Origin of the sequence: Xenophilus azovorans DSM 13620, assembly GCF_000745855.1 — a bacterium.
In the GTDB taxonomy this organism is placed as follows: domain Bacteria; phylum Pseudomonadota; class Gammaproteobacteria; order Burkholderiales; family Burkholderiaceae_C; genus Xenophilus; species Xenophilus azovorans.
Genome location: NZ_JQKD01000007.1, coordinates 124,592 through 142,225, shown reverse-complemented (window position 1 = coordinate 142,225; position 17,634 = coordinate 124,592). Strand labels below are relative to the sequence as shown.

Genomic DNA, 17,634 nt, shown 5'->3' with positions numbered 1-17,634 from the left:
CCTCATGAAAAAACCGAACCGCCGCCGCTTCCTGACCGCGGCCGCCGCCGCGACCGCGGGCTTTGCGATGCCTGCCCTGGCGCAGGAGCCGTTCCCTTCGCGGGCGGTGCGAATCATCGTGCCCTTCACCGCGGGCGGCCCGACCGACGTGCTGGCGCGCATGCTCGGCCAGCGCCTGTCGGACAGGTGGCAGCAGCCCGTAGTGGTGGACAACCGCGCCGGCGGCGGTTCGGCCATCGGCACCAACGTGGTCGCGAAGGCGGCGCCCGACGGCCATACCATCGGCATGGTGGTCATGGCCCACGTGGTCAACCCGGCCATCCGCAACGATCTGCCCTACGACACCGTGGGCGATCTGGTCGGCGTGAGCCAGATCACCACCTCGGCCTGCGCGCTGGTGGCGCACCCCTCGCTGCCCGCCGATACGGTGGCCGAACTGATCGCCCTGGCCAAGGCCCACCCGAATACGCTGAGCTACGCCACGCCCGGCGTGGGTACGCTCAACCACGTGTCGGGCGCGCTGCTCAACCAGCAGGCCGGCATCGACCTGCTGCACGTGCCTTACGGCGGTAGCGCAGCGGCCCATGCCGACGTGCTGAGCGGGCGCGTGCCGTTGATGTTCGACGTCTGGGCGCCGGTCAAGGAATACGTGCGTTCGGGCAGGCTCAAGGTGCTGGGCGTCACGCTCAAGGAGCGGCTAGCCAGCGACCCGACCTACCCGGCCATCGCCGAAACGCTGCCCGGCTTCGAAGTGGTGTCGGCCTTCGGCATGGTCACCTCGAGCAAGGTGCCTCGGCCCATCGTCGACCGCGTGGGCGCCGACATTGCCGCCGTCGTGAAGGAAGAGGCCTTCGCCGCCAAGGTACGCGACTTCGGCATGGAGCCAGTGGGCAGCAGCCCGCAGGACTACGACCGCTTCATCCGCACCGAGATCGCTCGCTGGTCGCGCGTGGTCAAGGCCGCCAACATCCAGGTGCAGTGAGCCCGGCATGAGCGCAACCACACTCGAGTGCATCTCCTCGGTCCGCCACTGGAACGACAGCCTTTTCAGCTTCACCACCACGCGCGCGCCGGGGCTGCGGTTTCGCAACGGCCAGTTCGTCATGGTCGGGTTGCCGACGGAGGACCGGCCGCTGATGCGGGCCTACAGCATCGCCAGCCCCGGCCACGCCGAGGAACTGGAGTTCTTCAGCATCAAGGTGCAGGACGGCGCACTGACGTCGCGCCTGCAGCACGTGCGCGAGGGCGACGAGGTGCTGGTTGGCCGCAAGGCGGTGGGCACGCTGGTGCTCGACGACCTCCGGCCCGGCCGCACGGTCTATCTGCTGGCCACGGGTACGGGTCTGGCGCCTTTCATGAGCATCGTGCGCGATCCCGAGGTGTACGAGCGATTCGATCGCGTGGTGCTTGTGCATGGCGTGCGCTATGTGAGCGAGCTGGCGTACGCCGACGAGCTGCAGTCGCGCCTGCCCTCCGACGCCTACCTGGGCGAGGCGGTGTCGCGTCAGCTCACCTACTACCCAACCTGCACGCGTGAGCCGTTCCGCGTGACCGGGCGCATCCCGGATCTGATTCGCAGCGGCAAGCTGGCGTGCGACCTGGGCCTGCCGCCGATGTCGCCCGAGAGCGACCGAGTGATGATCTGCGGCAATCCAGCGGCTCTGGTCGACATCCGCGCCGAGCTCGACGCGCGCGGCTTCACGGTGTCGGCCGGCACCGGCGAGGCGGGCGACTACGTGTATGAGCGCGCCTTCGTCGAACGATGAGCTACGTCGTCACCGAAGCCTGCATCCGCTGCAAGTACACCGACTGCGTCGCCATCTGTCCGGTGGATGCCTTCCGCGAGGGGCCGGCCATGCTGGTAATCGACCCTGAGGTGTGCATCGACTGCGGCGTGTGCGAGCCCGAATGCCCGGCCCAGGCCATCGCCTTCGACCTGCAGGCGGGCCCGCGCTGGCGCGAGATCAACCGCCGCTTTGCGGCGGAGTGGCCCGCGATCACCGCGGCACGGCCAGCGCCGCCCGACGCCGAAGCGCACCGCGGCCTGCCCGGCAAGCTGGAGCGCTTCTTCCCCGAAGGCGCTGCGGCATAGTGCGGCATCATGGACCGCCCTCACGACCCCAAATGGAACCGTGCGCTCCAAGGCCTCACACACGACGAGGCCGAGGCCGTTCACCAGCTCATGCGCGGCAAAGTCTTTGCGCCCCGCGCCATCGTCTTCAGCCAGGGCGAGCCCAGCGACAGCCTGGTGGTGGTGCGCAACGGCCGGGTGCGTCTTTTCATCACTTCGCCCGAGGGCGACGAGTTCACGCTCAGCATGCTCACGGCCGGCAGCATTCTGGGTCTGGCCGCCGTGGTGCTGCGCCAGCCGCGCATCCTGACCGTCGAAGCCGCGGGGCAAGTGGACGCGTCCATCCTGTCGGCGGCGGATTTCGAGGCCTGCCTGCGCCGCATCCCGCAACTGGCGCACAACATCATGCGCCTCCTGGCCATCCTCGCGGTCGAGAACATCGAGCGCAGTGCGCCGCTGGTGCTCGACTCGGCATCGCAGCGCCTGGGCCGCATCCTGCTGGCACTGGCCGTACCGGCGCCCGACGGCCGTCAGCTGGTGCAGCAGGTCACCCATGACGAGCTGGGCAAGATGATTGGGGCAAGCCGGCCATGGGTGAGTCTGACCCTGGCGGACTTCGAAAGGCGCGGTCTGCTTACCCGCCAGCCCGGCACCATCGTCATCCATGACGCCAAGGGCCTACTGGCCTGACGGCAACGAATTTCTCATCCAAAGAAACAGACACATGAAGCTCGCGACCTACCGCGACGGCAGCCGCGACGGCAAGCTCGTCCTCGTCACCCGGGACCTGGCGCGCGCCGCCTTCGTGCCCGACATCGCCCATACGCTGCAGGCTGCGCTCGACCACTGGAGCGAACTGGAGCACACGATGCGCCTGCGCAGCGAGCAGCTCGAGGCCGGTCGCTTGGCGGGGGCGTTCCCTTTTCAGGCCGGCATGTGCATGGCGCCGCTACCGCGCGCCTATCAGTGGGCCGATGGCTCGGCCTACCTCCATCACGTGGAACTGGTGCGCCGCGCGCGCGGCGCGCAGATGCCGCCAGAGCTGATGAACGACCCGCTGATGTACCAGGGTGGAAGCGATGTGCTGCTGGGCGCGCGCGACGACATCGTCTGCGCGGACGCGGATTGGGGCATCGACTTCGAGGCCGAGGCCGCCGTCATCACCGGTGACGTGCCGGCCGGCGTGACGCCCGTCCAGGCCGAGGCCGCCGTGCGTCTGCTGGTGCTGGTCAACGACGTCTCACTGCGCAACCTCATCCCGGCGGAGCTCGCCAAGGGTTTCGGCTTTGTGCAGAGCAAGCCCGCGTCGGCCTTCTCGCCCGTGGCCGTAACGCCCGACGAACTGGGTGACGCCTGGCGGGACGGCAAGGCGCACCTGCAGCTCAATGTCTGGCGTGGCGACAGCCAGGTCGGTCGGCTGCGTATGGGCGACGACATGCAGTTCTCCTTCGGGCAGCTCATCGCCCACCTGGCCCGCACCCGTAGCCTGGGCGCGGGCAGCATCGTCGGCGCGGGCACCGTGTCCAACCGCGACGAAGACGCGGGCTATGGCTGCATCGCCGAGTGCCGCATGAAGGAGATCATCGAACACGGCCAGGCGCGCACGCCCTTTCTGCAGCACGGCGAGACGATCTGCATCGAAGCGCGCGATGTCAGGGCAGAAACCTTGTTTGGAGAGATCGTTCAGCGCATCGTCATCTCGACGCACCACGAAAGCCAGTGAGGCGGCGTGCCGGCAGCCGCCTCAGCGGCGTGCCGCCATCGCCTTGCCGACCTCGTTGGCGCCCTGCGCGGCGCCGCTGGCGGGCACCTGCTCGCCGTCGCGTTCGGTGACCTCGGCCAGCCGCGCGGCGAGCTGCTCGGGCGCGTCGGCGCCCAGGCCGATGTGGGCGCCCTGCGTCAGCGTGACGTGGGCCGCCTCGAAGGTGCCGGCGCCGGCGCACAGGATGGTGCGGGTGGGCGCGCTCTCGGCCGCCATCACCAGCATCGCCGGCACCACGGCCTCGGGCCGCAGCGCGTCCAGCACCTCCTGCGGCATCAGGCCCTCGGTCATGCGGGTGGCGGCGGTGGGCGCCAGGCAGTTGACGCGGATGTCGTTCTTCGCGCCCTCCAGGCTCAGCGTCTGCATCAGGCCGACCAGCGCCATCTTGGCGGCGCCGTAGTTGCTCTGGCCGAAGTTGCCGTACAGGCCCGAGGACGAGGTGGTCATCACGATGCGGCCGTACTTCTGCGCCGTCATGATCGGCCACACGGCCTTGGTGCAGTGCACGGCGCCCATCAGGTGCACGTCCACCACCAGCCGGAAGTCGTCCAGTTCCATCTTGGCGAAGCTCTTGTCGCGCAGGATGCCGGCGTTGTTGACCAGCACGTCCACCCGGCCCCAGGTGTCCACGGCCTGCTGCACCATGGCCTGCACGGCCGCGAAGTCGGTGACGGAGGCGGCGTTGGCGATGGCCTCGCCGCCGGCGGCGCGGATCTCGTCGACCACCTTCTGCGCGGCCGAGGCCGAACCGCCCTGCCCGTCCACCGCGCCGCCCAGGTCGTTGACCACCACCTTGGCGCCGCGCGCGGCCAGGGCCAGCGCATGCTGGCGGCCCAGGCCGCCGCCGGCGCCGGTGACGATGGCCACGCGGCCGGTGAAGTCGATGCGGGGCTCGGTGCTGCTGCTCATGCGCTGGTGTCCTTTCGTGCTTTTCGTGCGTTGTACGGATGCGCCCGGGCGAGAAAACCCGGCGACGCGCACTGTAGCGGCTGGGCGCGGCGCCCGCTGTCCCGGCCGTGCCCCGGGGCCGCCCGCCACAAAAAAGGCCCCTCGGTCAACCGCTTCGCGCTTGCCCGATCCCCCGAGGGGATGCTTTTTGTCTTGGGGCGGCCCAGCGACAAAAATCAGGCCGCCCGAAGGCGGCCCGTGTGCGGAAACGCAGCGGTCTCAGGCGGCCAGCGCCCAGGCCTGCGGCGGCTCGGCGCGGCTCGACGCCTGCGGCAGCGGCATCACCGTCGCGGACGGCGCGCCGGCGGGCGCCGCCGCGCGCGGCCGCTCGTCGATGCGGCGCGCGATCAGCTGCGCCGACAGCTCCACCTGCCGCAGCAGCTGCTGCGCCTGCGCGGCATCGCCGGCATAGCGCGGGGCGTACAGCGCGCCCACCACGCGGCCGCTGGCCAGCACCACCGGCACGGTGAAGCAGCCCTGCGGCGCCGGCCGGCCCGGCTCGACCCAGTGCTCGGCCGCCAGGCTGCGCGCGAAGGCGTTGTCGAACAGGTACCACTGCCCGGCCTCGGACAGCTCGCGCGTCGCGTCGGGGCCCTGCGCGCCCACCGCCTCGCAGGCGTAGGCCAGGACGATGTCCATCTTCTGCAGGACCAGCCGCAGGGTCTCGCCGACGACCGGATCCACCAGGCTGTCGCAGGAGCGGCCCGTCGCCACGGCGAACTCCAGTTCGTCGACCTGCATGCCGTCGGCGGTCTGCTCGTAGTCGAAAGGATTCACTTGGATGCCTGGATGTCAGAAGGAGGTTTACATCGATTCTGACAGAAGCCAACGCAAATGGACACTTTTGTTAACAAAGCCGGGGCACGACTTCCGGCCGCATTGCGGCAAAAGTCTCGCTTCGCCGGCCGCGCAGGCGCCGGCGCAACCGCCCTCGGGGTCCTTAGATGGCCAGGGCCACGTCGCCGCGCAGCGGGCGCAGGCCCAGGCGCTGGGGCGAGACGTACTGCTCCCGGTAGGCCTCGAAGGGCAGCGTGTCGGCCGCCTCGATGCGCTCCTGCTCGCGCACCGAGTCCTCGCGCAGGCGCTCGAAGTCGGCCTGGCGCGCCGCGCTCCAGGGCAGCGCCAGCAGTGCCTCGCGGGCGGCGAGGCTGCGCTCGCGGGTGAAGGCGACGAAGGAGTCGCCGTGCCGCGCGGCCATCTCGGCCAGCACGCGGGCCGAGGGCAGCGTGTCGGGCGCGGCCAGCGCCGCCTGCGCGGCGGCCAGGGCCTGGGCGTGGTGCTCGCCGCCGAAGGCCGCGTCCATCGCCGCGGCGATGGGGCGGCACTGCTCCAGGATCTCCGCGCCCCAGTCCGCCAGCGCCACCGGCCGCCCGTGCCGCTGCAGCGCCAGGCCCGGCTCGCGGCCGCGCTCGGCGGTCAGGTGCTGGTTGTGCTTCATCTCGGCGATCTCGTCGCGGCTGTCCGGCGGGCTGTCGGCCAGCAGGCAATGGAGCAGGAAGACGTCGAGGAAGCGCATGGTCCGGGCCTGGATGCCGACCGGCTCGAAGGGGTCCAGGTCCATCAGGCGGACCTCGACGTATTCCACCCCGCGCTCGCGCAGCGCATGCAGCGGCCGCTCGCCGGGGAAGATCACGCGCTTGGGCCGGATGGTGCCGTAGAACTCGTTCTCGATCTGCAGCAGCGTGGTGGCGAGCTGGTTGTACTCGCCGCCCAGGTTGCGGATGCCGATGGCCTCGTAGGGCGCGTACGGGCGGGTCAGCGCGTCGGCCAGCGAGGCGGCGTAGCCGTCCAGGCCGTTGTAGCTGACGAACAGCGACGCCTGCGCCTCGCTCTGGTAGCCCAGCCGCCCCATGCGCAGCGAAGTGCCGTGCGGCATGTGCATGGTGTATTCGCCGATGGGCTGCAGCGCGTGCGGGCGGCCCTCGACGAAGCTGGCGCACACCGCCGGCGAGGCGCCGAACAGGTACAGCAGCAGGAAGGCGTGGCGGCGGAAGTTGCGGATCAGCGCGAAGTACTCGTCGCTCGTCACCTGCGGCAGCGACCAGTTGTAGTGGATGCCCGAGATGGTCTGCATGCGCCGCCCGTAGCGGTGCGCGAGGCCCATGCGGTAGACGCTCTTGGCGCGGCCGACGTTGGAAGTGCCGTAGCGGCCGATCGGGATGGTTTCGTCCGAGGGCAGGCCGCAGGGCATGCTGCTGACCCACATCATCTCGTCGCCGGCCTCGCTCAGCGCCCGGTAGGTGTACTGGTGCACCTCGGTCAGCTCGGCCAGGCAGGCCTCGATGTCCGCATGCACGCCGGTGATGAGCTCGAGCTGCGACTCGCTGAAGTCGGTGGTGATGTGCGGGTGCGTGAGCGCGCTGCCCAGCGCCGCGGGATGCGGCGTCAGCGCCAGCTTGCCGTCGGATTGCGAGCGCAGGCTCTCCTTCTCGATGCCGCGCCGGATGCCCTGCAGGCGTTGCGCCGGCAGGGCCGCCAGCCGCTTTTTCAATGTCTTCATGGGGAGGGCGTCCGCGAATCTCTTTGGTTGGAGGGCGGAAGTTAACACCGCCGCGCGCTTCGCGTCGGCGCAGGGATGTCGGGGCTCGCAGGCCCTCAGGCCAGCACGCGCGCCAGGAAGGCGCCCAGGTCGGCGATCTCCTGCGGGCAGACGCTGTGCTCCATCGGGTAGCTGTGCCACTCGATGCCGTAGCCCAGGCCGGCCAGCAGCTCGCGCGACCGTTCGGCGCGCTCGATCTGCACGACGCCGTCGTGCTCGCCGTGCGCCATGAAGATCGGCGTGGCCCGGTTGGCCGGGCTGCCCTCGGCCGCCGTGGCGTCGGCCAGGGGCAGGTAGCCGGACAGCGCCACGATGCCGGCCAGCGCCTCGGCATGCCGCAGCCCCGTGAGCAGCGCCAGGGCACACCCCTGCGAGAAGCCGGCGACGACGATGCGGCCGGCGGGAATGCCGCGCGCCTTCTCGTGCGCGATCAGCGCCTCGATGGCCGCCTGCGAGCGGCGCAGGCCGGCCTCGTCCTCCGGGCGCCCGGGGCCGAGGATGTCGTACCAGGCCGGCATGCGGTAGCCGCCGTTGATGCTGACGGGCATTTCCGGCGCGTTGGGCAGGACGAAGCGCACCGGACCCACGTCCGACAGGTACGGCGCCAGTTCCGGCACCACCGGCGCCCAGCCGTGCCCGCTGTCGCCCAGGCCGTGCATGAGCAGCACGGTGGCGCGCGGCTGCGGGCCGGTCTCGATCTCGATGGGGGGCGGTGTCATGGGCATGGGCGAGCGGTGGAAGGGAGTGGAGGAAGAAGGCGGAGCATCAGCCGAAGCGCGGCGCGCGCTTCTCGCGCAGGGAGGCCACGCCCTCGCGCACGTCGGGCCCGGCGAAGCCCATGAATTCCAGCGCCAGCGAGGTGTCGAAGCTCGGCCCCGCCTGGCGCAGCCAGTTGTTCAGCGCGTACTTGGTGAAGCGGATCGCGTCCTGGCTGCCGGTGGCCAGCCGGTCGGCCACCGCGTAGGCGCGCGGCAGCAGGTCCGCCTCGTCCACCGCCAGCGAGACCAGGCCGATGCGCTCGGCCTCCTCGCCGCTGACGGGCTCGCACAGCAGCAGGTGGTACTTGGCCTTGGCCATGCCGCACAGCAGCGGCCAGACGATGGCGGCATGGTCGCCCGCCGCCACGCCCAGGCGCGTGTGGCCGTCGACGATGCGCGCCGTCTTCGCGGCGATGGAGACGTCGGCCAGCAGCCCGGCCACCAGCCCGGCGCCCACCGCCGGGCCGTGCATGGCGCTGACGATGGGCTTGTCGCAGTTGACGATGTTGTAGACGAGGTCGCGCGCCTCCTGCCACACGCGGCGGCGCACGGCGTCGTCCTGCGTCATGTCCTGCACCATGCCCAGGTCGCCGCCGCCCGAGAAGCCCTGCCCCTCGCCGCGCAGCACGGCGCAGCGCACGCTGTCGTCGCGCGCCACGTCGCGCCAGATCTCGGCCAGTTCGCGGTGGCCGTCGTGCCCGGCGGTGGGCAGCTTGCCGTTGGCGGCGCGCATCTGGATGTCCAGCACGGCGCCGCCCTCGCCGCGGCGGGTGATGGCGAGGGTGCGGTAGGCGTCGTAGTCGGTGGTCATGGCGTGAAGTCTCCTGTGGTCGTGATCGTCGTGTCAGCGGCCGGCCAGCGCCCGGCAGGCCTGCAGGTTCTGCGCGAAGCCGCTGGCCAGGTGCGGGGTGCATTCGTCGCTGCCCGGCGTGAGCCGGCACAGCCCGACCACCAGGTGGTCGGACACGGCGCCCACGCAGGGCTGGAAGCGCGCCAGGGCGGGGTTGGCGCCCGACTTGAAGCCCCAGGCGTCGGCGAACTCGACCGCGCGCGCCATGGCGCCCTCGAAGAAGCTGCGGTCGCGGGCGGCGACGGCGGCGTCCATCGCCGGCATCTCGGCGTCCAGGAAGCGCACCGCGGCGACGGGGAAGTCCGCAGCGTCCGCCGCCTGCTGGGCCGACGCGGCGAACGGGGCCGCCAGGGCCGCAGCGGACAGGAGAAGCAGCAGGCCCCGGCGGAAGGAAGTGAGGAAGAACATGGAAGAAGAACGCTTGTCTGCTATGGACTTGATAGCTGGTCGCGCCCGGACAGTGGGCGCAAAGTGTCGATTGGACCTCAAAACCAGGCGGCCCCGCGGGAAACGCAGCCGGACTGTGGCCCAATACGGGGTTCGCGATTTTTTCATTTGCCATCCGAAGGAGCACACCATATGGGCAACAAGATCGTCACCGAAGCCGACCGCAAGGCCACCCCGCCGCTGCCGGGCGCCATCCGCGTACGCCAGGGCGCCGGCCAGAAGCGCAGCCTGGAGCGCGGCAACCACACCCGCAGCAAGAAGAACCCCGGCAAGCGCGCCCACCAGGGCTGAGCGGCCCCTGTTTTCCGTCTGCCGAAGCGCCCCGAGCGGGCGCTTTTTCTTGCGCGTCCGACGCACCGCCGTACGATGCCCTCGTGGTCCGCCGCCTGCGCGTCGTGGACCAGTCGATCCTGCCACCGATGCCGCTGGAACCGGCAGGCGCGCCCGACGAACAGCCAACCCATCAGGAGACTCCCACGCGATGAAAAACGACCCCTCGATCACCCGCTTCGCGGCTGCCCGATCCCCCAAGAGGATGCTTTTTCATCTTAGGGCGGCCCGGCGATGAAAAACGACCAGATGCTGCTGCGCGGCGCCATGTGCGCCTTCATCGGCGCCGCCGTGCTGCTCGGCCCCTACGTGCTGCGCTCGCCGGCGTGGCGCGACATGGTGGCCGGCGCGCAGACGGTGGGCTGGTTCGCGCTGGTGCTGGGCGTGGCGATGATCGTGGTGGCCTTGGTGCGCCGCCGGCGCTGAAGCGGCGCCGCGCAGCCCGTCAGTGCGCCGGCGCCCTGCCGCCGCCGCGCAGCCGCTTGAACAGTTCGACCGCGCCGAGCACGATGGCGCCGGCGACCAGGCCCACCGCGAGGTTGAAACCCAGGGAGCCCAGCGAGCCGACCAGCGCGCCGGCATCGATGGCCCATGCCTCCACCGCGTGGCCGACCTGCGGCACGCCGTGCACCAGGATGCCGCCGCCGACCAGGAACATCGCCGCCGTGCCGACCACCGACAGCGCCTTCATCAGCCAGGGCGCGAAGGCGAGGATGGCGCGCCCCGCCGCCTGGGCGCCGCCACCCGGCTTGCGGCTCAGGTGCAGGCCCAGGTCGTCCAGCTTGACGATGCCGGCCACCAGGCCGTAGACGCCCACCGTCATCGCCAGCGCGATCGCCACCAGCACCGCGAGCTGCGTCCAGAAGGGCTGGCCCGTCACCGCGCCGAGCGTGATGACGATGATCTCGGCCGAGAGGATGAAGTCGGTGCGGATCGCGCCCCTGACCTTGTCCTTCTCCATGCGCGCCGGATCGGCGCCGCCCTCCACCATCGCCTGCACGTGGCGCTCCACCTCGGCCGCGTGCTCGGCCTTGTGCAGGAAGCGGTGGACCAGCTTCTCCACGCCCTCGAAGCACAGGAAGGCGCCGCCGAGCATCAAGAGCGGCGTGATCAGCCACGGCAGCCAGGCGGCGATGGCCAGCGCCGCCGGCACCAGGATCGCCTTGTTGACCAGCGAGCCCTTGGCCACGGCCCAGACCACCGGCAGCTCGCGGTCGGCCTGGACGCCGGTGACCTGCTGCGCGTTGAGCGCCAGGTCGTCGCCCAGCACGCCGGCGGTCTTCTTGGCCGCGACCTTGGTGAGCACGGAAACGTCGTCGAGCACCGAGGCGATGTCGTCGAGCAGCAGCAGCAGACTGGAGGCCATGGGAGGAATGCGTGTTGGTGGGTCAGCCCAGTTCGCGCTTGAGGCGGACTTCCTCGATGCGGATGGTGCCCAGGGCGGTGGTCTTGGCGGTCTTCATCTCGCGCTTGAAGCCGGCCTCGTGCTCGAAGAAGCGCAGCGCGCGCTCGTTGCGCAGCGGCACCCAGACGGTGACGCTGGTGCAGCCCTCGTCCTCCAAGCCCTCCTCGGCGGCCTCCCACAGCTGCAGCGCCACGCCCTTGCCCCAATGGTCGGGGTGGACGTACAGCGACCAGATCTCGCCGACGGTGGGCTTGGTCTTGGGGTCGCGCGAGCGGTCGAAGCCGACGAAGCCGACCACGGTATCGCCCTGCACCGCCACGTGCACCTGCGGCTCGGCGAACTCGATGGCCTGGCGCCACTTGGCCTCGCGGGTGGCGGGCGCCAGGGCGTCGAGCTGCTCGTCGGGCACGATGCCCTGGTAGGCGGCGCGGGCGGCGGCGGCGTGGATGTCGGCGATCGCCTTGGCGTCGCGCTGTTCGGCGGGGCAGACTTCGTAGGGAGACATGCGGGAAAGCGGAGAAGAAGAGGAAAAACGGCGCGCCATTGTCGCCGCCCGCCCGCCGGCGCCTGCCCGACAATGCCGCGCCATGTCCAGCACCGTCCATCTCCGGCCCAGCGGCCTGCGGTTCGAGGCCGCGCCCGGCCGCAGCCTGCTGCTGGCGGCGCAGGACGCCGGCATCGAGCTGCCGAGCTCCTGCCGCAACGGCACCTGCCGCACCTGCCTGTGCCGGGTGGTCGAAGGCACGGTCGAGCACACCATCGAGTGGCCCGGCGTCACGCGCGAGGAGCGCGCCGAAGGCTGGATCCTGCCCTGCGTGGCCGAGGCGCGCGGCAGCAACGTGGTGATCGACGCGCCGCTGGCCTTCCCGCTGTTCGACTGAACGGGCGCCCAGGGTCACGCGGTGAATGGCGGCTTGATTCATTCGATATTTCGACTATTATTGAATAATGGAAGAAACAATCGTCATCCAATCCCTTGCCGCCCTGGCACAGCCGCTGCGCCTGCGGGTGTTCCGGGCGCTGGTGGTCGCCGGTCCGGAGGGCCTGACGCCCGGCACCCTCGCCGAGTCGATGGACGTGCCTGCCACCAGCCTGTCCTTCCACCTGAAGGAGCTGGCGCACGCCGGCCTGGTGACCCAGGAGCGCAGCGGCCGCAACCTCATCTACCGCGCCGCGTTCGACCAGATGAACGCCCTCCTGGCCTACCTCACCGAGAACTGCTGCGCCGGCGCGGCCTGCGAGGTGGATGCCGAGGCCCGTGCCTGTTGCTAGAGAGCCCGCCATGACCCTCAACGTCCTGTTCCTCTGCACTCACAACGCGGCGCGCAGCATCCTGGCCGAAGCGGTGCTCAACGACATCGGCGCCGGCCGCTTCAAGGCATATTCGGCCGGCAGCAGCCCGCGCGGCAACCAGCGGCCTCACCCGATGGCGCTCGACGTCCTGGAGAAGGCGGGCATTTCCACCGCCGGGCTGCGCAGCAAGAGCTGGGACGAGTTCGGCCGGCCCGATGCGCCCCGCATGGACCTCGTCATCACCGTGTGCGACAACGCCGCCGGCGAGACCTGCCCGTACTGGCCCGGCCAGCCGGCCACGGCACACTGGGGCTATCCGGATCCGTCCGAGGCGCAAGGCGACGAGGCTCACAAGCTGGAGGCCTTCCGCCAGACCCTGCACGCCATCCGCCGCCGCCTGGAGCTGCTGGTCAACCTGCCGGCCGCCAGCCTCGACCGGATGGTGCTGCAGAGCACGGCCCGCGGCCTGGCCGACGCATGAGCGGCGCACCCTCCGGGGCATCCCTGCCGGCCGGCGCCGCCGCGCCGGCACCGCTGCCGGGCATCGGCTTCTTCGAGCGCTACCTGAGTCTCTGGGTGGCGCTGTGCATCGTCGCCGGCATCGCGCTGGGCCAGCTGTTCCCCGCGGCCTTCCGCGCCGTGGCGGCGCTGGAGCTGGCCAGGGTCAACATCGTGGTGGGCCTGCTCATCTGGGTGATGATCATTCCGATGCTGCTGAAGATCGACTTCGGCGCGCTCGGCCAGGTCAGGGCGCACTGGCGCGGCATCGGCGTCACGCTGTTCATGAACTGGGCGGTCAAGCCCTTCTCGATGGCGCTCCTCGGCTGGCTGTTCATCCGGCAGCTGTTCGCCCCGCTGCTGCCCGCCGACCAGCTCGACAGCTACGTGGCCGGCCTGATCCTGCTGGCCGCCGCCCCGTGCACGGCGATGGTGTTCGTATGGAGCCAGCTGTGCAGGGGCGATCCGTACTTCACGCTGTCGCAGGTCGCACTCAACGATGCACTGATGGTGGTGCTCTTCGCGCCACTGGTCGCGCTGCTGCTGGGCCTGTCTTCCATCACGGTGCCGTGGGACACCCTGCTGCTGTCCGTGTGCCTGTACATCGTGGTGCCCGTGATCCTGGCCCAGGCGCTGCGGGCCCGGCTGCTGCGCGATGGACCGGCGCGCCTGCAGGCGGTGGCCGCCGGGCTCGGGCCGTGGTCGATCGCGGCCCTGCTGCTCACGCTCGTGCTCCTCTTCGCCTTCCAGGGCGAGGCGATCCTGCGGCAGCCGCTGGTCATCGCGCTGCTGGCGGTGCCGATCCTGATCCAGGTCTTCCTGAACGCCGGCCTGGCCTACCTGCTCAACCGCCGGCTCGGGGTGGCCCACTGCGTGGCCGGCCCTTCGGCGCTCATCGGGGCCAGCAACTTCTTCGAGCTGGCCGTGGCCACCGCCATCAGCCTGTTCGGGTTCCAGTCGGGCGCGGCGCTGGCCACCGTGGTGGGCGTGCTCATCGAGGTGCCGGTGATGCTCCTGGTCGTCTCGGTCGTGAACCGGTCCGGTGCGTGGTACGAACGCAGAGCCTAGGGCCCTGCCTCAGCCGACCATGCGGTCGCGCTTCGCCAGCGAGGGGAACAGCCGGAACCACGACAGCGCGACCAACATCGTGCCGACGCCGCCCGCCACCACCGAGCCCACCGGCCCCAGCAGCGCGGCCGTGGCGCCGGACTCGAACTCGCCGAGCTGGTTGCTGGCGCCGATGAAGATCGAATTCACGGCACTCACCCGCCCGCGCATCGCGTCCGGCGTCTCCAGCTGCACCAGCGTCTGGCGGATCACCACGTTCACCATGTCGGCCGCGCCCGAGACGGCCAGCGCGGCCATCGAGACGAGGAAGCTCCTCGACAGCCCGAACACCACCATGCACACGCCGAAGGCGCCCACCGCCAGCAGCAGGGTGCGGCCCACGTGGCGCTCCACCGGCCGGCGCGTGAGCAGCACCGACATCACCAGCGCCCCGACCGCCGGCGCGCCGCGCAGCAGGCCCAGCCCCCAGGCGCCGGTGTGCAGGATGTCCCTGGCATAGATCGGCAGCAGCGCCACCGCGCCGCCGAGCAGCACCGCGAACAGGTCGAGCGACACGGCGCCCAGCACCGGCTTGCGCAGCCAGATGAAGCGCACGCCCGCCAGCAGCGTGGCCGCCGTCACCGGCTCGCGCGGCGGCGCGCTGTGCGCATAGCGCAGCCACACCGCCAGCAGGCAGGCGGCGGCGAAGAACAGCACGCAGGCGCCGTAGACCACCCCTGTGCCCGCGACGAACAGCAGCCCGCCCAACGCCGGCCCGCCGATGACGGCCGCCTGCTGGCCGGCGGAGCTGAAAGCCATCGCGCGCGGCAGCATCAGCACCGGCACCAGCAGCGGCACCAGCGCCTGCTGGGCCGGCATCTGGAAGGCGCGCACCGCACCGAGCACCAGCGACAGGCCCAGCAGCAGCGCCCGGGTGTCGAGGCCGGCGCCGTGCGCGCCCAGCAGCGCCAGCGCCACCAATCCCTGCGCCGCCAGGCAGGCGGCCAGGATGCGGCCGCGGTGATGCCGGTCCACCACGTGGCCGGCGTACAGCGCCAGCACCAGCGCCGGCACGAACTGGAACAGGCCCACCAGGCCCAGGTCCCAGGCGCTGCCGGTAATGTCGTACATGTGCCAGCCGATCGCCACCATCAGCATCTGCTGCGCCGCCGTGCCCAGCATGCGCGCGCACCACAGGTGCATGAAGGGACGCTCGCGGGTCAGGTCGGAGAAGCTGTAATCGGTCCGGGCGGGCGCGGGGTCGGAGGCGGGCATCGCCTTTGAGCATACCTACACTCACCCGCGTGGAAGCTGACGACTTCACCCTCGTCCATGAAGACGACCACCTGCTGGTGCTGGACAAGCCCGCCGGCCTGCTGTGCGTGCCGGGGCGCGGCGAGGACAAGCAGGACTGCCTGAGCGCGCGCGTGCAGCGCCGCTGGCCGGATGCGCTGGTCGTGCACCGACTGGACATGGCCACCAGCGGCCTGGTGCTGATGGCGCGCGGCGCCGAGATGCAGCGCCGCCTGAGCGAAGCCTTCGCCGGCAGGCAGGTGTGGAAGCGCTACGAGGCGATCGTCGACGGCATCGCCGACAGCCAGCACTGGCAGACGATCGACGCGCCGCTGATGGCCGACTGGCCGCGCCGCCCGCTGCAGAAGATCGACCCCGAGGGCAAGCCCAGCCTCACGCGCTGGCGCACGCTGGAGACCTGGCCGCAGCAGGACGCATCGCACCTGTTGCTGGAGCCGCACACGGGCCGCTCGCACCAACTGCGCGTGCACCTGGCCTCCATCGGCCACACGATCCTCGGGGATGCGCTCTACGGCGATGCGCGGGTGCAGGCGCGGGCGGCGCGGCTGCTGCTGCATGCGACGGTGCTGCAGCTGCGCCACCCGGCCACGGGGCAGGCGATGCGCTTCGAGCGGCCGGCGCCCTTCGGCCAGGAAGACGTCAGAGGCTGCCCTTGACGACCAGCACGGGCACCTGCGACTCCTGCAGCACGCGCTGCGTGACGCTGCCCAGGAGCAGCTTCTCGATGCCGGTGCGGCCGTGCGAGCCCATCACGATCAGGTCCGCGCCCAGCGCGGCGGCCGTGTCGACGATGCCCTCGTGCACCACGTGGCCGTCGATCACGCGCTGGTCGCTGTGCAGCCCCTCGGCCGCCAGCGCCGCCACGCCGCGCGCCAGCGCCGCGTTGGCGCTGGCCGTGGCGGCGGCCAGGTATTCGTTCTGCCCCAGCGCATAGTCGGCGCCCACGCCGATGAAGGGGTAGTTGTCGATCACGTGGATCAGCGTGATGCGGCTGCCGAAGGCCAGCGCGAGGCCGCTGGCCTTGCTCACCGCGAGCATGGACGTTTCGGAGCCGTCGATGGGAACCAGGATGTGATTGAACATGACGTACCTCGCGTTGTCTGGTTGGCATCTCGCACCCGGCCCCGTTGGGGGCAGGCGCGACGAACGCCCCGAATGTAGCGTGCCGGCCGCACGGGCCCTGTAGGACGCCCGGGCCGCGGCGCCGGCCCCCGGCGATATCGGACGAGCCCTTGCGCTGCGTCAGCCCTGGAAGCCTCCGGCGCGGCAGGTGACGACCAGCGTGTCGCGCCAGCCCTTCTCGCCCTCGGCGAGCGGCTGGATGGGCGTGGACTCGTGGATCACGCGCGCGTCGTCCAGCAGCATCAGCGTCCACGGCTCCGTCAGGGTGAAGCGCTCGCCGCGGCGGCCCTCGAACACGCGCGTCTCGCCGCCCTTGATGCCGTGCCGGCCGACCAGCGCCACCGCCACCAGGTCGACGCCGTCGCGGTGCGCGCCCTCGGGCGTCGGCCGGCCGATGCCGCCTTCGGTGTCGATGCGGAACTGGTGCGCCTCGATGAACCAGCGCTGCGGCCCGCGCAGCGCGCTCGCCGCGCCGGCCAGCCGCTGCAGCAGCGCGCGCCATGCGGGCCGCGCGACGGTGGCGTCTTCCATCGGCGCGAACCAGCGCTGCATGCCGCCGTGCAGCGCGTTGTATTCGACCGGCTGCCAGTGCGCGCGGTGCGGCACTTGCTCCAGCGCCTCGCCCTCGGCGACGAAGCACGAGTGCCGCCGCGTGCGGTAGCGCCCGCCGTCCTTGAGGTACTCGTCGGGCGGCAGCCGGTCCCAGTCGGCATGCAGGGCCTGCAGTTCGTCCAGCGGGCGGCCCAGCCAGTCGCTGGTGCCCTTGGGGCTGAGCACGGCGTAGCCCTCCTGCCGCAACGCGGTGGGCAGTTCCTCGGGCGGCGTGAAGGGCGGGCTGTAGACCGCCGCGCTCATCAGACGACCCTCCGTGCTTCGCACTGCGGGTGCGAGCCCCTTCGGAACGACCGTGCGGCGCTCAAGACTCGACCTTCACGCCCTTCCAGAAGGCGACGCGGCCGCGCACCATCTCGGCCTCGGGCTTCGGGTCGGGGTAGTACCACACGGCCTCGGGATTCAGCTCGCCGTTGACCAGCAGCGAGTAGTAGCTGGCCGTGCCCTTCCACGGGCACACCGTATGGTTGTTGCTGAAGGTGACGTACTCCTGCCGCAGCGACTCGGCCGGAAAGTAGTGGTTGCCCTCGACGAGCACGGTGTCGTCGCTCTCGGCGATGGTCACGCCGTTCCAGGTGGCTTTCATGTGAACAGACCTCTGTTGCAGCCGCGCGGGCTGCAGGGGCCGGCGCGGGGCG

At 71.0% G+C, this 17,634-nt stretch carries 24 protein-coding genes; 12 read left to right on the top strand and 12 right to left on the bottom strand.

Going from position 1 to position 17,634, the window contains the following annotated elements; translation table 11 throughout:
- The first annotated feature begins 4 nt into the window (after positions 1 to 4).
- The 5 genes from Q392_RS06395 (at position 5) to Q392_RS06375 (ending at position 3,794) form a co-directional block, all read left to right on the top strand.
- Positions 5 to 982, top strand: a complete 978-nt coding sequence (locus Q392_RS06395) for a tripartite tricarboxylate transporter substrate binding protein (protein WP_038203567.1) — start codon at positions 5 to 7, stop codon at positions 980 to 982.
- A 7-nt stretch (positions 983 to 989) separates the two neighbouring features.
- Complete coding sequence (locus Q392_RS06390) at positions 990 to 1,766, top strand: ferredoxin--NADP reductase (protein WP_038203255.1); 777 nt, start codon at positions 990 to 992, stop codon at positions 1,764 to 1,766.
- On the top strand, positions 1,763 to 2,092 hold the full coding sequence (fdxA, locus tag Q392_RS06385; RefSeq protein WP_038203253.1) for a ferredoxin FdxA: 330 nt from the start codon (positions 1,763 to 1,765) through the stop codon (positions 2,090 to 2,092). The genes Q392_RS06390 and fdxA overlap by 4 nt, the downstream gene beginning before the upstream one ends.
- 90 nt (positions 2,093 to 2,182) lie before the next feature.
- On the top strand, positions 2,183 to 2,761 hold the full coding sequence (locus Q392_RS06380) for a Crp/Fnr family transcriptional regulator (RefSeq protein ID WP_169748285.1): 579 nt from the start codon (positions 2,183 to 2,185) through the stop codon (positions 2,759 to 2,761).
- A gap of 34 nt (positions 2,762 to 2,795) precedes the next feature.
- Positions 2,796 to 3,794: a fumarylacetoacetate hydrolase family protein gene (locus Q392_RS06375; RefSeq protein WP_038203247.1), complete on the top strand. Its 999-nt coding sequence runs from the start codon at positions 2,796 to 2,798 to the stop codon at positions 3,792 to 3,794.
- Between the two features lie 21 nt (positions 3,795 to 3,815).
- Here Q392_RS06375 and Q392_RS06370 read toward each other — a convergent pair whose 3' ends face one another.
- From Q392_RS06370 to Q392_RS06345, 6 genes are all read right to left on the bottom strand, one after another.
- Positions 3,816 to 4,742 (bottom strand): SDR family NAD(P)-dependent oxidoreductase, encoded by a 927-nt coding sequence (locus Q392_RS06370; RefSeq protein ID WP_038203244.1) that lies wholly within the window; start codon positions 4,740 to 4,742, stop codon positions 3,816 to 3,818.
- 258 nt (positions 4,743 to 5,000) lie between these two features.
- Positions 5,001 to 5,558 (bottom strand): hypothetical protein, encoded by a 558-nt coding sequence (locus Q392_RS06365; RefSeq protein WP_038203240.1) that lies wholly within the window; start codon positions 5,556 to 5,558, stop codon positions 5,001 to 5,003.
- 163 nt (positions 5,559 to 5,721) lie between these two features.
- On the bottom strand, positions 5,722 to 7,281 hold the full coding sequence (gene gshA, locus Q392_RS06360) for a glutamate--cysteine ligase (RefSeq protein WP_038203238.1): 1,560 nt from the start codon (positions 7,279 to 7,281) through the stop codon (positions 5,722 to 5,724).
- Positions 7,282 to 7,376: 95 nt separating this feature from the next.
- On the bottom strand, positions 7,377 to 8,039 hold the full coding sequence (locus Q392_RS06355; protein ID WP_038203235.1) for an alpha/beta hydrolase: 663 nt from the start codon (positions 8,037 to 8,039) through the stop codon (positions 7,377 to 7,379).
- 46 nt (positions 8,040 to 8,085) lie between these two features.
- Positions 8,086 to 8,889 (bottom strand): enoyl-CoA hydratase/isomerase family protein, encoded by an 804-nt coding sequence (locus Q392_RS06350; RefSeq protein ID WP_038203232.1) that lies wholly within the window; start codon positions 8,887 to 8,889, stop codon positions 8,086 to 8,088.
- Between the two features lie 33 nt (positions 8,890 to 8,922).
- On the bottom strand, positions 8,923 to 9,336 hold the full coding sequence (locus Q392_RS06345; RefSeq protein ID WP_038203229.1) for a hypothetical protein: 414 nt from the start codon (positions 9,334 to 9,336) through the stop codon (positions 8,923 to 8,925).
- Between the two features lie 171 nt (positions 9,337 to 9,507).
- Here Q392_RS06345 and Q392_RS33365 point away from each other — a divergent pair, with 171 nt between their 5' ends.
- Both Q392_RS33365 and Q392_RS06340 read left to right on the top strand, forming a co-directional pair.
- On the top strand, positions 9,508 to 9,666 hold the full coding sequence (locus tag Q392_RS33365) for a hypothetical protein (RefSeq protein WP_169748284.1): 159 nt from the start codon (positions 9,508 to 9,510) through the stop codon (positions 9,664 to 9,666).
- Between the two features lie 273 nt (positions 9,667 to 9,939).
- On the top strand, positions 9,940 to 10,131 hold the full coding sequence (locus Q392_RS06340; RefSeq protein WP_038203226.1) for a hypothetical protein: 192 nt from the start codon (positions 9,940 to 9,942) through the stop codon (positions 10,129 to 10,131).
- A 19-nt stretch (positions 10,132 to 10,150) separates the two neighbouring features.
- Here the strand turns inward: Q392_RS06340 and Q392_RS06335 are convergent, their stop codons facing one another.
- Positions 10,151 to 11,071: a DUF808 domain-containing protein gene (locus tag Q392_RS06335; RefSeq protein ID WP_038203223.1), complete on the bottom strand. Its 921-nt coding sequence runs from the start codon at positions 11,069 to 11,071 to the stop codon at positions 10,151 to 10,153.
- Between the two features lie 22 nt (positions 11,072 to 11,093).
- Complete coding sequence (locus tag Q392_RS06330; RefSeq protein WP_038203220.1) at positions 11,094 to 11,615, bottom strand: GNAT family N-acetyltransferase; 522 nt, start codon at positions 11,613 to 11,615, stop codon at positions 11,094 to 11,096.
- An 82-nt stretch (positions 11,616 to 11,697) separates the two neighbouring features.
- Between Q392_RS06330 and Q392_RS06325 the strand changes: the two genes are divergently transcribed.
- From Q392_RS06325 to arsB, 4 genes are all read left to right on the top strand, one after another.
- The gene (locus Q392_RS06325; RefSeq protein ID WP_038203216.1) at positions 11,698 to 11,991 is read left to right on the top strand and encodes a 2Fe-2S iron-sulfur cluster-binding protein; all 294 of its coding nucleotides are present in this window, start codon (positions 11,698 to 11,700) and stop codon (positions 11,989 to 11,991) included.
- A gap of 67 nt (positions 11,992 to 12,058) precedes the next feature.
- Positions 12,059 to 12,382 carry an ArsR/SmtB family transcription factor gene (locus tag Q392_RS06320; RefSeq protein WP_038203213.1) on the top strand — a complete coding sequence of 108 codons (324 nt, stop codon included), beginning with the start codon at positions 12,059 to 12,061 and terminating at the stop codon, positions 12,380 to 12,382.
- A gap of 10 nt (positions 12,383 to 12,392) precedes the next feature.
- On the top strand, positions 12,393 to 12,884 hold the full coding sequence (locus Q392_RS06315) for an arsenate reductase ArsC (RefSeq protein ID WP_038203209.1): 492 nt from the start codon (positions 12,393 to 12,395) through the stop codon (positions 12,882 to 12,884).
- Positions 12,881 to 13,969: an ACR3 family arsenite efflux transporter gene (gene arsB, locus Q392_RS06310; protein ID WP_051952983.1), complete on the top strand. Its 1,089-nt coding sequence runs from the start codon at positions 12,881 to 12,883 to the stop codon at positions 13,967 to 13,969. Before Q392_RS06315 ends, arsB begins: the two co-directional genes overlap by 4 nt.
- Before the next feature lie 9 nt (positions 13,970 to 13,978).
- Here the strand turns inward: arsB and Q392_RS06305 are convergent, their stop codons facing one another.
- The gene (locus tag Q392_RS06305) at positions 13,979 to 15,151 is read right to left on the bottom strand and encodes an MFS transporter (RefSeq protein WP_038203559.1); all 1,173 of its coding nucleotides are present in this window, start codon (positions 15,149 to 15,151) and stop codon (positions 13,979 to 13,981) included.
- Between the two features lie 101 nt (positions 15,152 to 15,252).
- On the opposite strand from Q392_RS06305, the gene Q392_RS06300 reads away from it, so the two are divergent.
- On the top strand, positions 15,253 to 15,918 hold the full coding sequence (locus Q392_RS06300; protein ID WP_038203206.1) for an RluA family pseudouridine synthase: 666 nt from the start codon (positions 15,253 to 15,255) through the stop codon (positions 15,916 to 15,918).
- On the opposite strand, the gene Q392_RS06295 is transcribed toward Q392_RS06300, so the two are convergent.
- The 3 genes from Q392_RS06295 to Q392_RS06285 form a co-directional block, all read right to left on the bottom strand.
- Positions 15,902 to 16,345, bottom strand: coding sequence for a universal stress protein (locus tag Q392_RS06295; protein WP_038203201.1), 444 nt, complete (start codon positions 16,343 to 16,345; stop codon positions 15,902 to 15,904). The genes Q392_RS06300 and Q392_RS06295 overlap by 17 nt on opposite strands.
- A 159-nt stretch (positions 16,346 to 16,504) precedes the next feature.
- Positions 16,505 to 17,239: a 2OG-Fe dioxygenase family protein gene (locus tag Q392_RS06290; RefSeq protein WP_038203196.1), complete on the bottom strand. Its 735-nt coding sequence runs from the start codon at positions 17,237 to 17,239 to the stop codon at positions 16,505 to 16,507.
- Positions 17,240 to 17,300: 61 nt separating this feature from the next.
- On the bottom strand, positions 17,301 to 17,582 hold the full coding sequence (locus tag Q392_RS06285; protein ID WP_038203191.1) for a DUF427 domain-containing protein: 282 nt from the start codon (positions 17,580 to 17,582) through the stop codon (positions 17,301 to 17,303).
- Positions 17,583 to 17,634: the final 52 nt, after the last annotated feature.

Bases quoted from the DNA above. Each gene is read 5' to 3' on its own strand.
- Q392_RS06335 (WP_038203223.1), bottom strand. From the start codon at position 11,071: ATGGCCTCCAGTCTGCTGCTGCTGCTCGACGACATCGCCTCGGTGCTC.
- Q392_RS06340 (WP_038203226.1), top strand. From the start codon at position 9,940: ATGAAAAACGACCAGATGCTGCTGCGCGGCGCCATGTGCGCCTTCATC.
- Q392_RS06325 (WP_038203216.1), top strand. From the start codon at position 11,698: ATGTCCAGCACCGTCCATCTCCGGCCCAGCGGCCTGCGGTTCGAGGCC.
- Q392_RS06320 (WP_038203213.1), top strand. From the start codon at position 12,059: ATGGAAGAAACAATCGTCATCCAATCCCTTGCCGCCCTGGCACAGCCG.
- Q392_RS06355 (WP_038203235.1), bottom strand. From the start codon at position 8,039: ATGACACCGCCCCCCATCGAGATCGAGACCGGCCCGCAGCCGCGCGCC.
- Q392_RS06305 (WP_038203559.1), bottom strand. From the start codon at position 15,151: ATGCACCTGTGGTGCGCGCGCATGCTGGGCACGGCGGCGCAGCAGATG.
- fdxA (WP_038203253.1), top strand. From the start codon at position 1,763: ATGAGCTACGTCGTCACCGAAGCCTGCATCCGCTGCAAGTACACCGAC.
- Q392_RS06285 (WP_038203191.1), bottom strand. From the start codon at position 17,582: ATGAAAGCCACCTGGAACGGCGTGACCATCGCCGAGAGCGACGACACC.
- Q392_RS06295 (WP_038203201.1), bottom strand. From the start codon at position 16,345: ATGTTCAATCACATCCTGGTTCCCATCGACGGCTCCGAAACGTCCATG.
- Q392_RS06315 (WP_038203209.1), top strand. From the start codon at position 12,393: ATGACCCTCAACGTCCTGTTCCTCTGCACTCACAACGCGGCGCGCAGC.
- Q392_RS06370 (WP_038203244.1), bottom strand. From the start codon at position 4,742: ATGAGCAGCAGCACCGAGCCCCGCATCGACTTCACCGGCCGCGTGGCC.
- Q392_RS06375 (WP_038203247.1), top strand. From the start codon at position 2,796: ATGAAGCTCGCGACCTACCGCGACGGCAGCCGCGACGGCAAGCTCGTC.
- Q392_RS06330 (WP_038203220.1), bottom strand. From the start codon at position 11,615: ATGTCTCCCTACGAAGTCTGCCCCGCCGAACAGCGCGACGCCAAGGCG.
- arsB (WP_051952983.1), top strand. From the start codon at position 12,881: ATGAGCGGCGCACCCTCCGGGGCATCCCTGCCGGCCGGCGCCGCCGCG.
- Q392_RS06395 (WP_038203567.1), top strand. From the start codon at position 5: ATGAAAAAACCGAACCGCCGCCGCTTCCTGACCGCGGCCGCCGCCGCG.
- Q392_RS33365 (WP_169748284.1), top strand. From the start codon at position 9,508: ATGGGCAACAAGATCGTCACCGAAGCCGACCGCAAGGCCACCCCGCCG.
- Q392_RS06380 (WP_169748285.1), top strand. From the start codon at position 2,183: ATGCGCGGCAAAGTCTTTGCGCCCCGCGCCATCGTCTTCAGCCAGGGC.
- gshA (WP_038203238.1), bottom strand. From the start codon at position 7,281: ATGAAGACATTGAAAAAGCGGCTGGCGGCCCTGCCGGCGCAACGCCTG.
- Q392_RS06390 (WP_038203255.1), top strand. From the start codon at position 990: ATGAGCGCAACCACACTCGAGTGCATCTCCTCGGTCCGCCACTGGAAC.
- Q392_RS06350 (WP_038203232.1), bottom strand. From the start codon at position 8,889: ATGACCACCGACTACGACGCCTACCGCACCCTCGCCATCACCCGCCGC.
- Q392_RS06345 (WP_038203229.1), bottom strand. From the start codon at position 9,336: ATGTTCTTCCTCACTTCCTTCCGCCGGGGCCTGCTGCTTCTCCTGTCC.
- Q392_RS06290 (WP_038203196.1), bottom strand. From the start codon at position 17,239: ATGAGCGCGGCGGTCTACAGCCCGCCCTTCACGCCGCCCGAGGAACTG.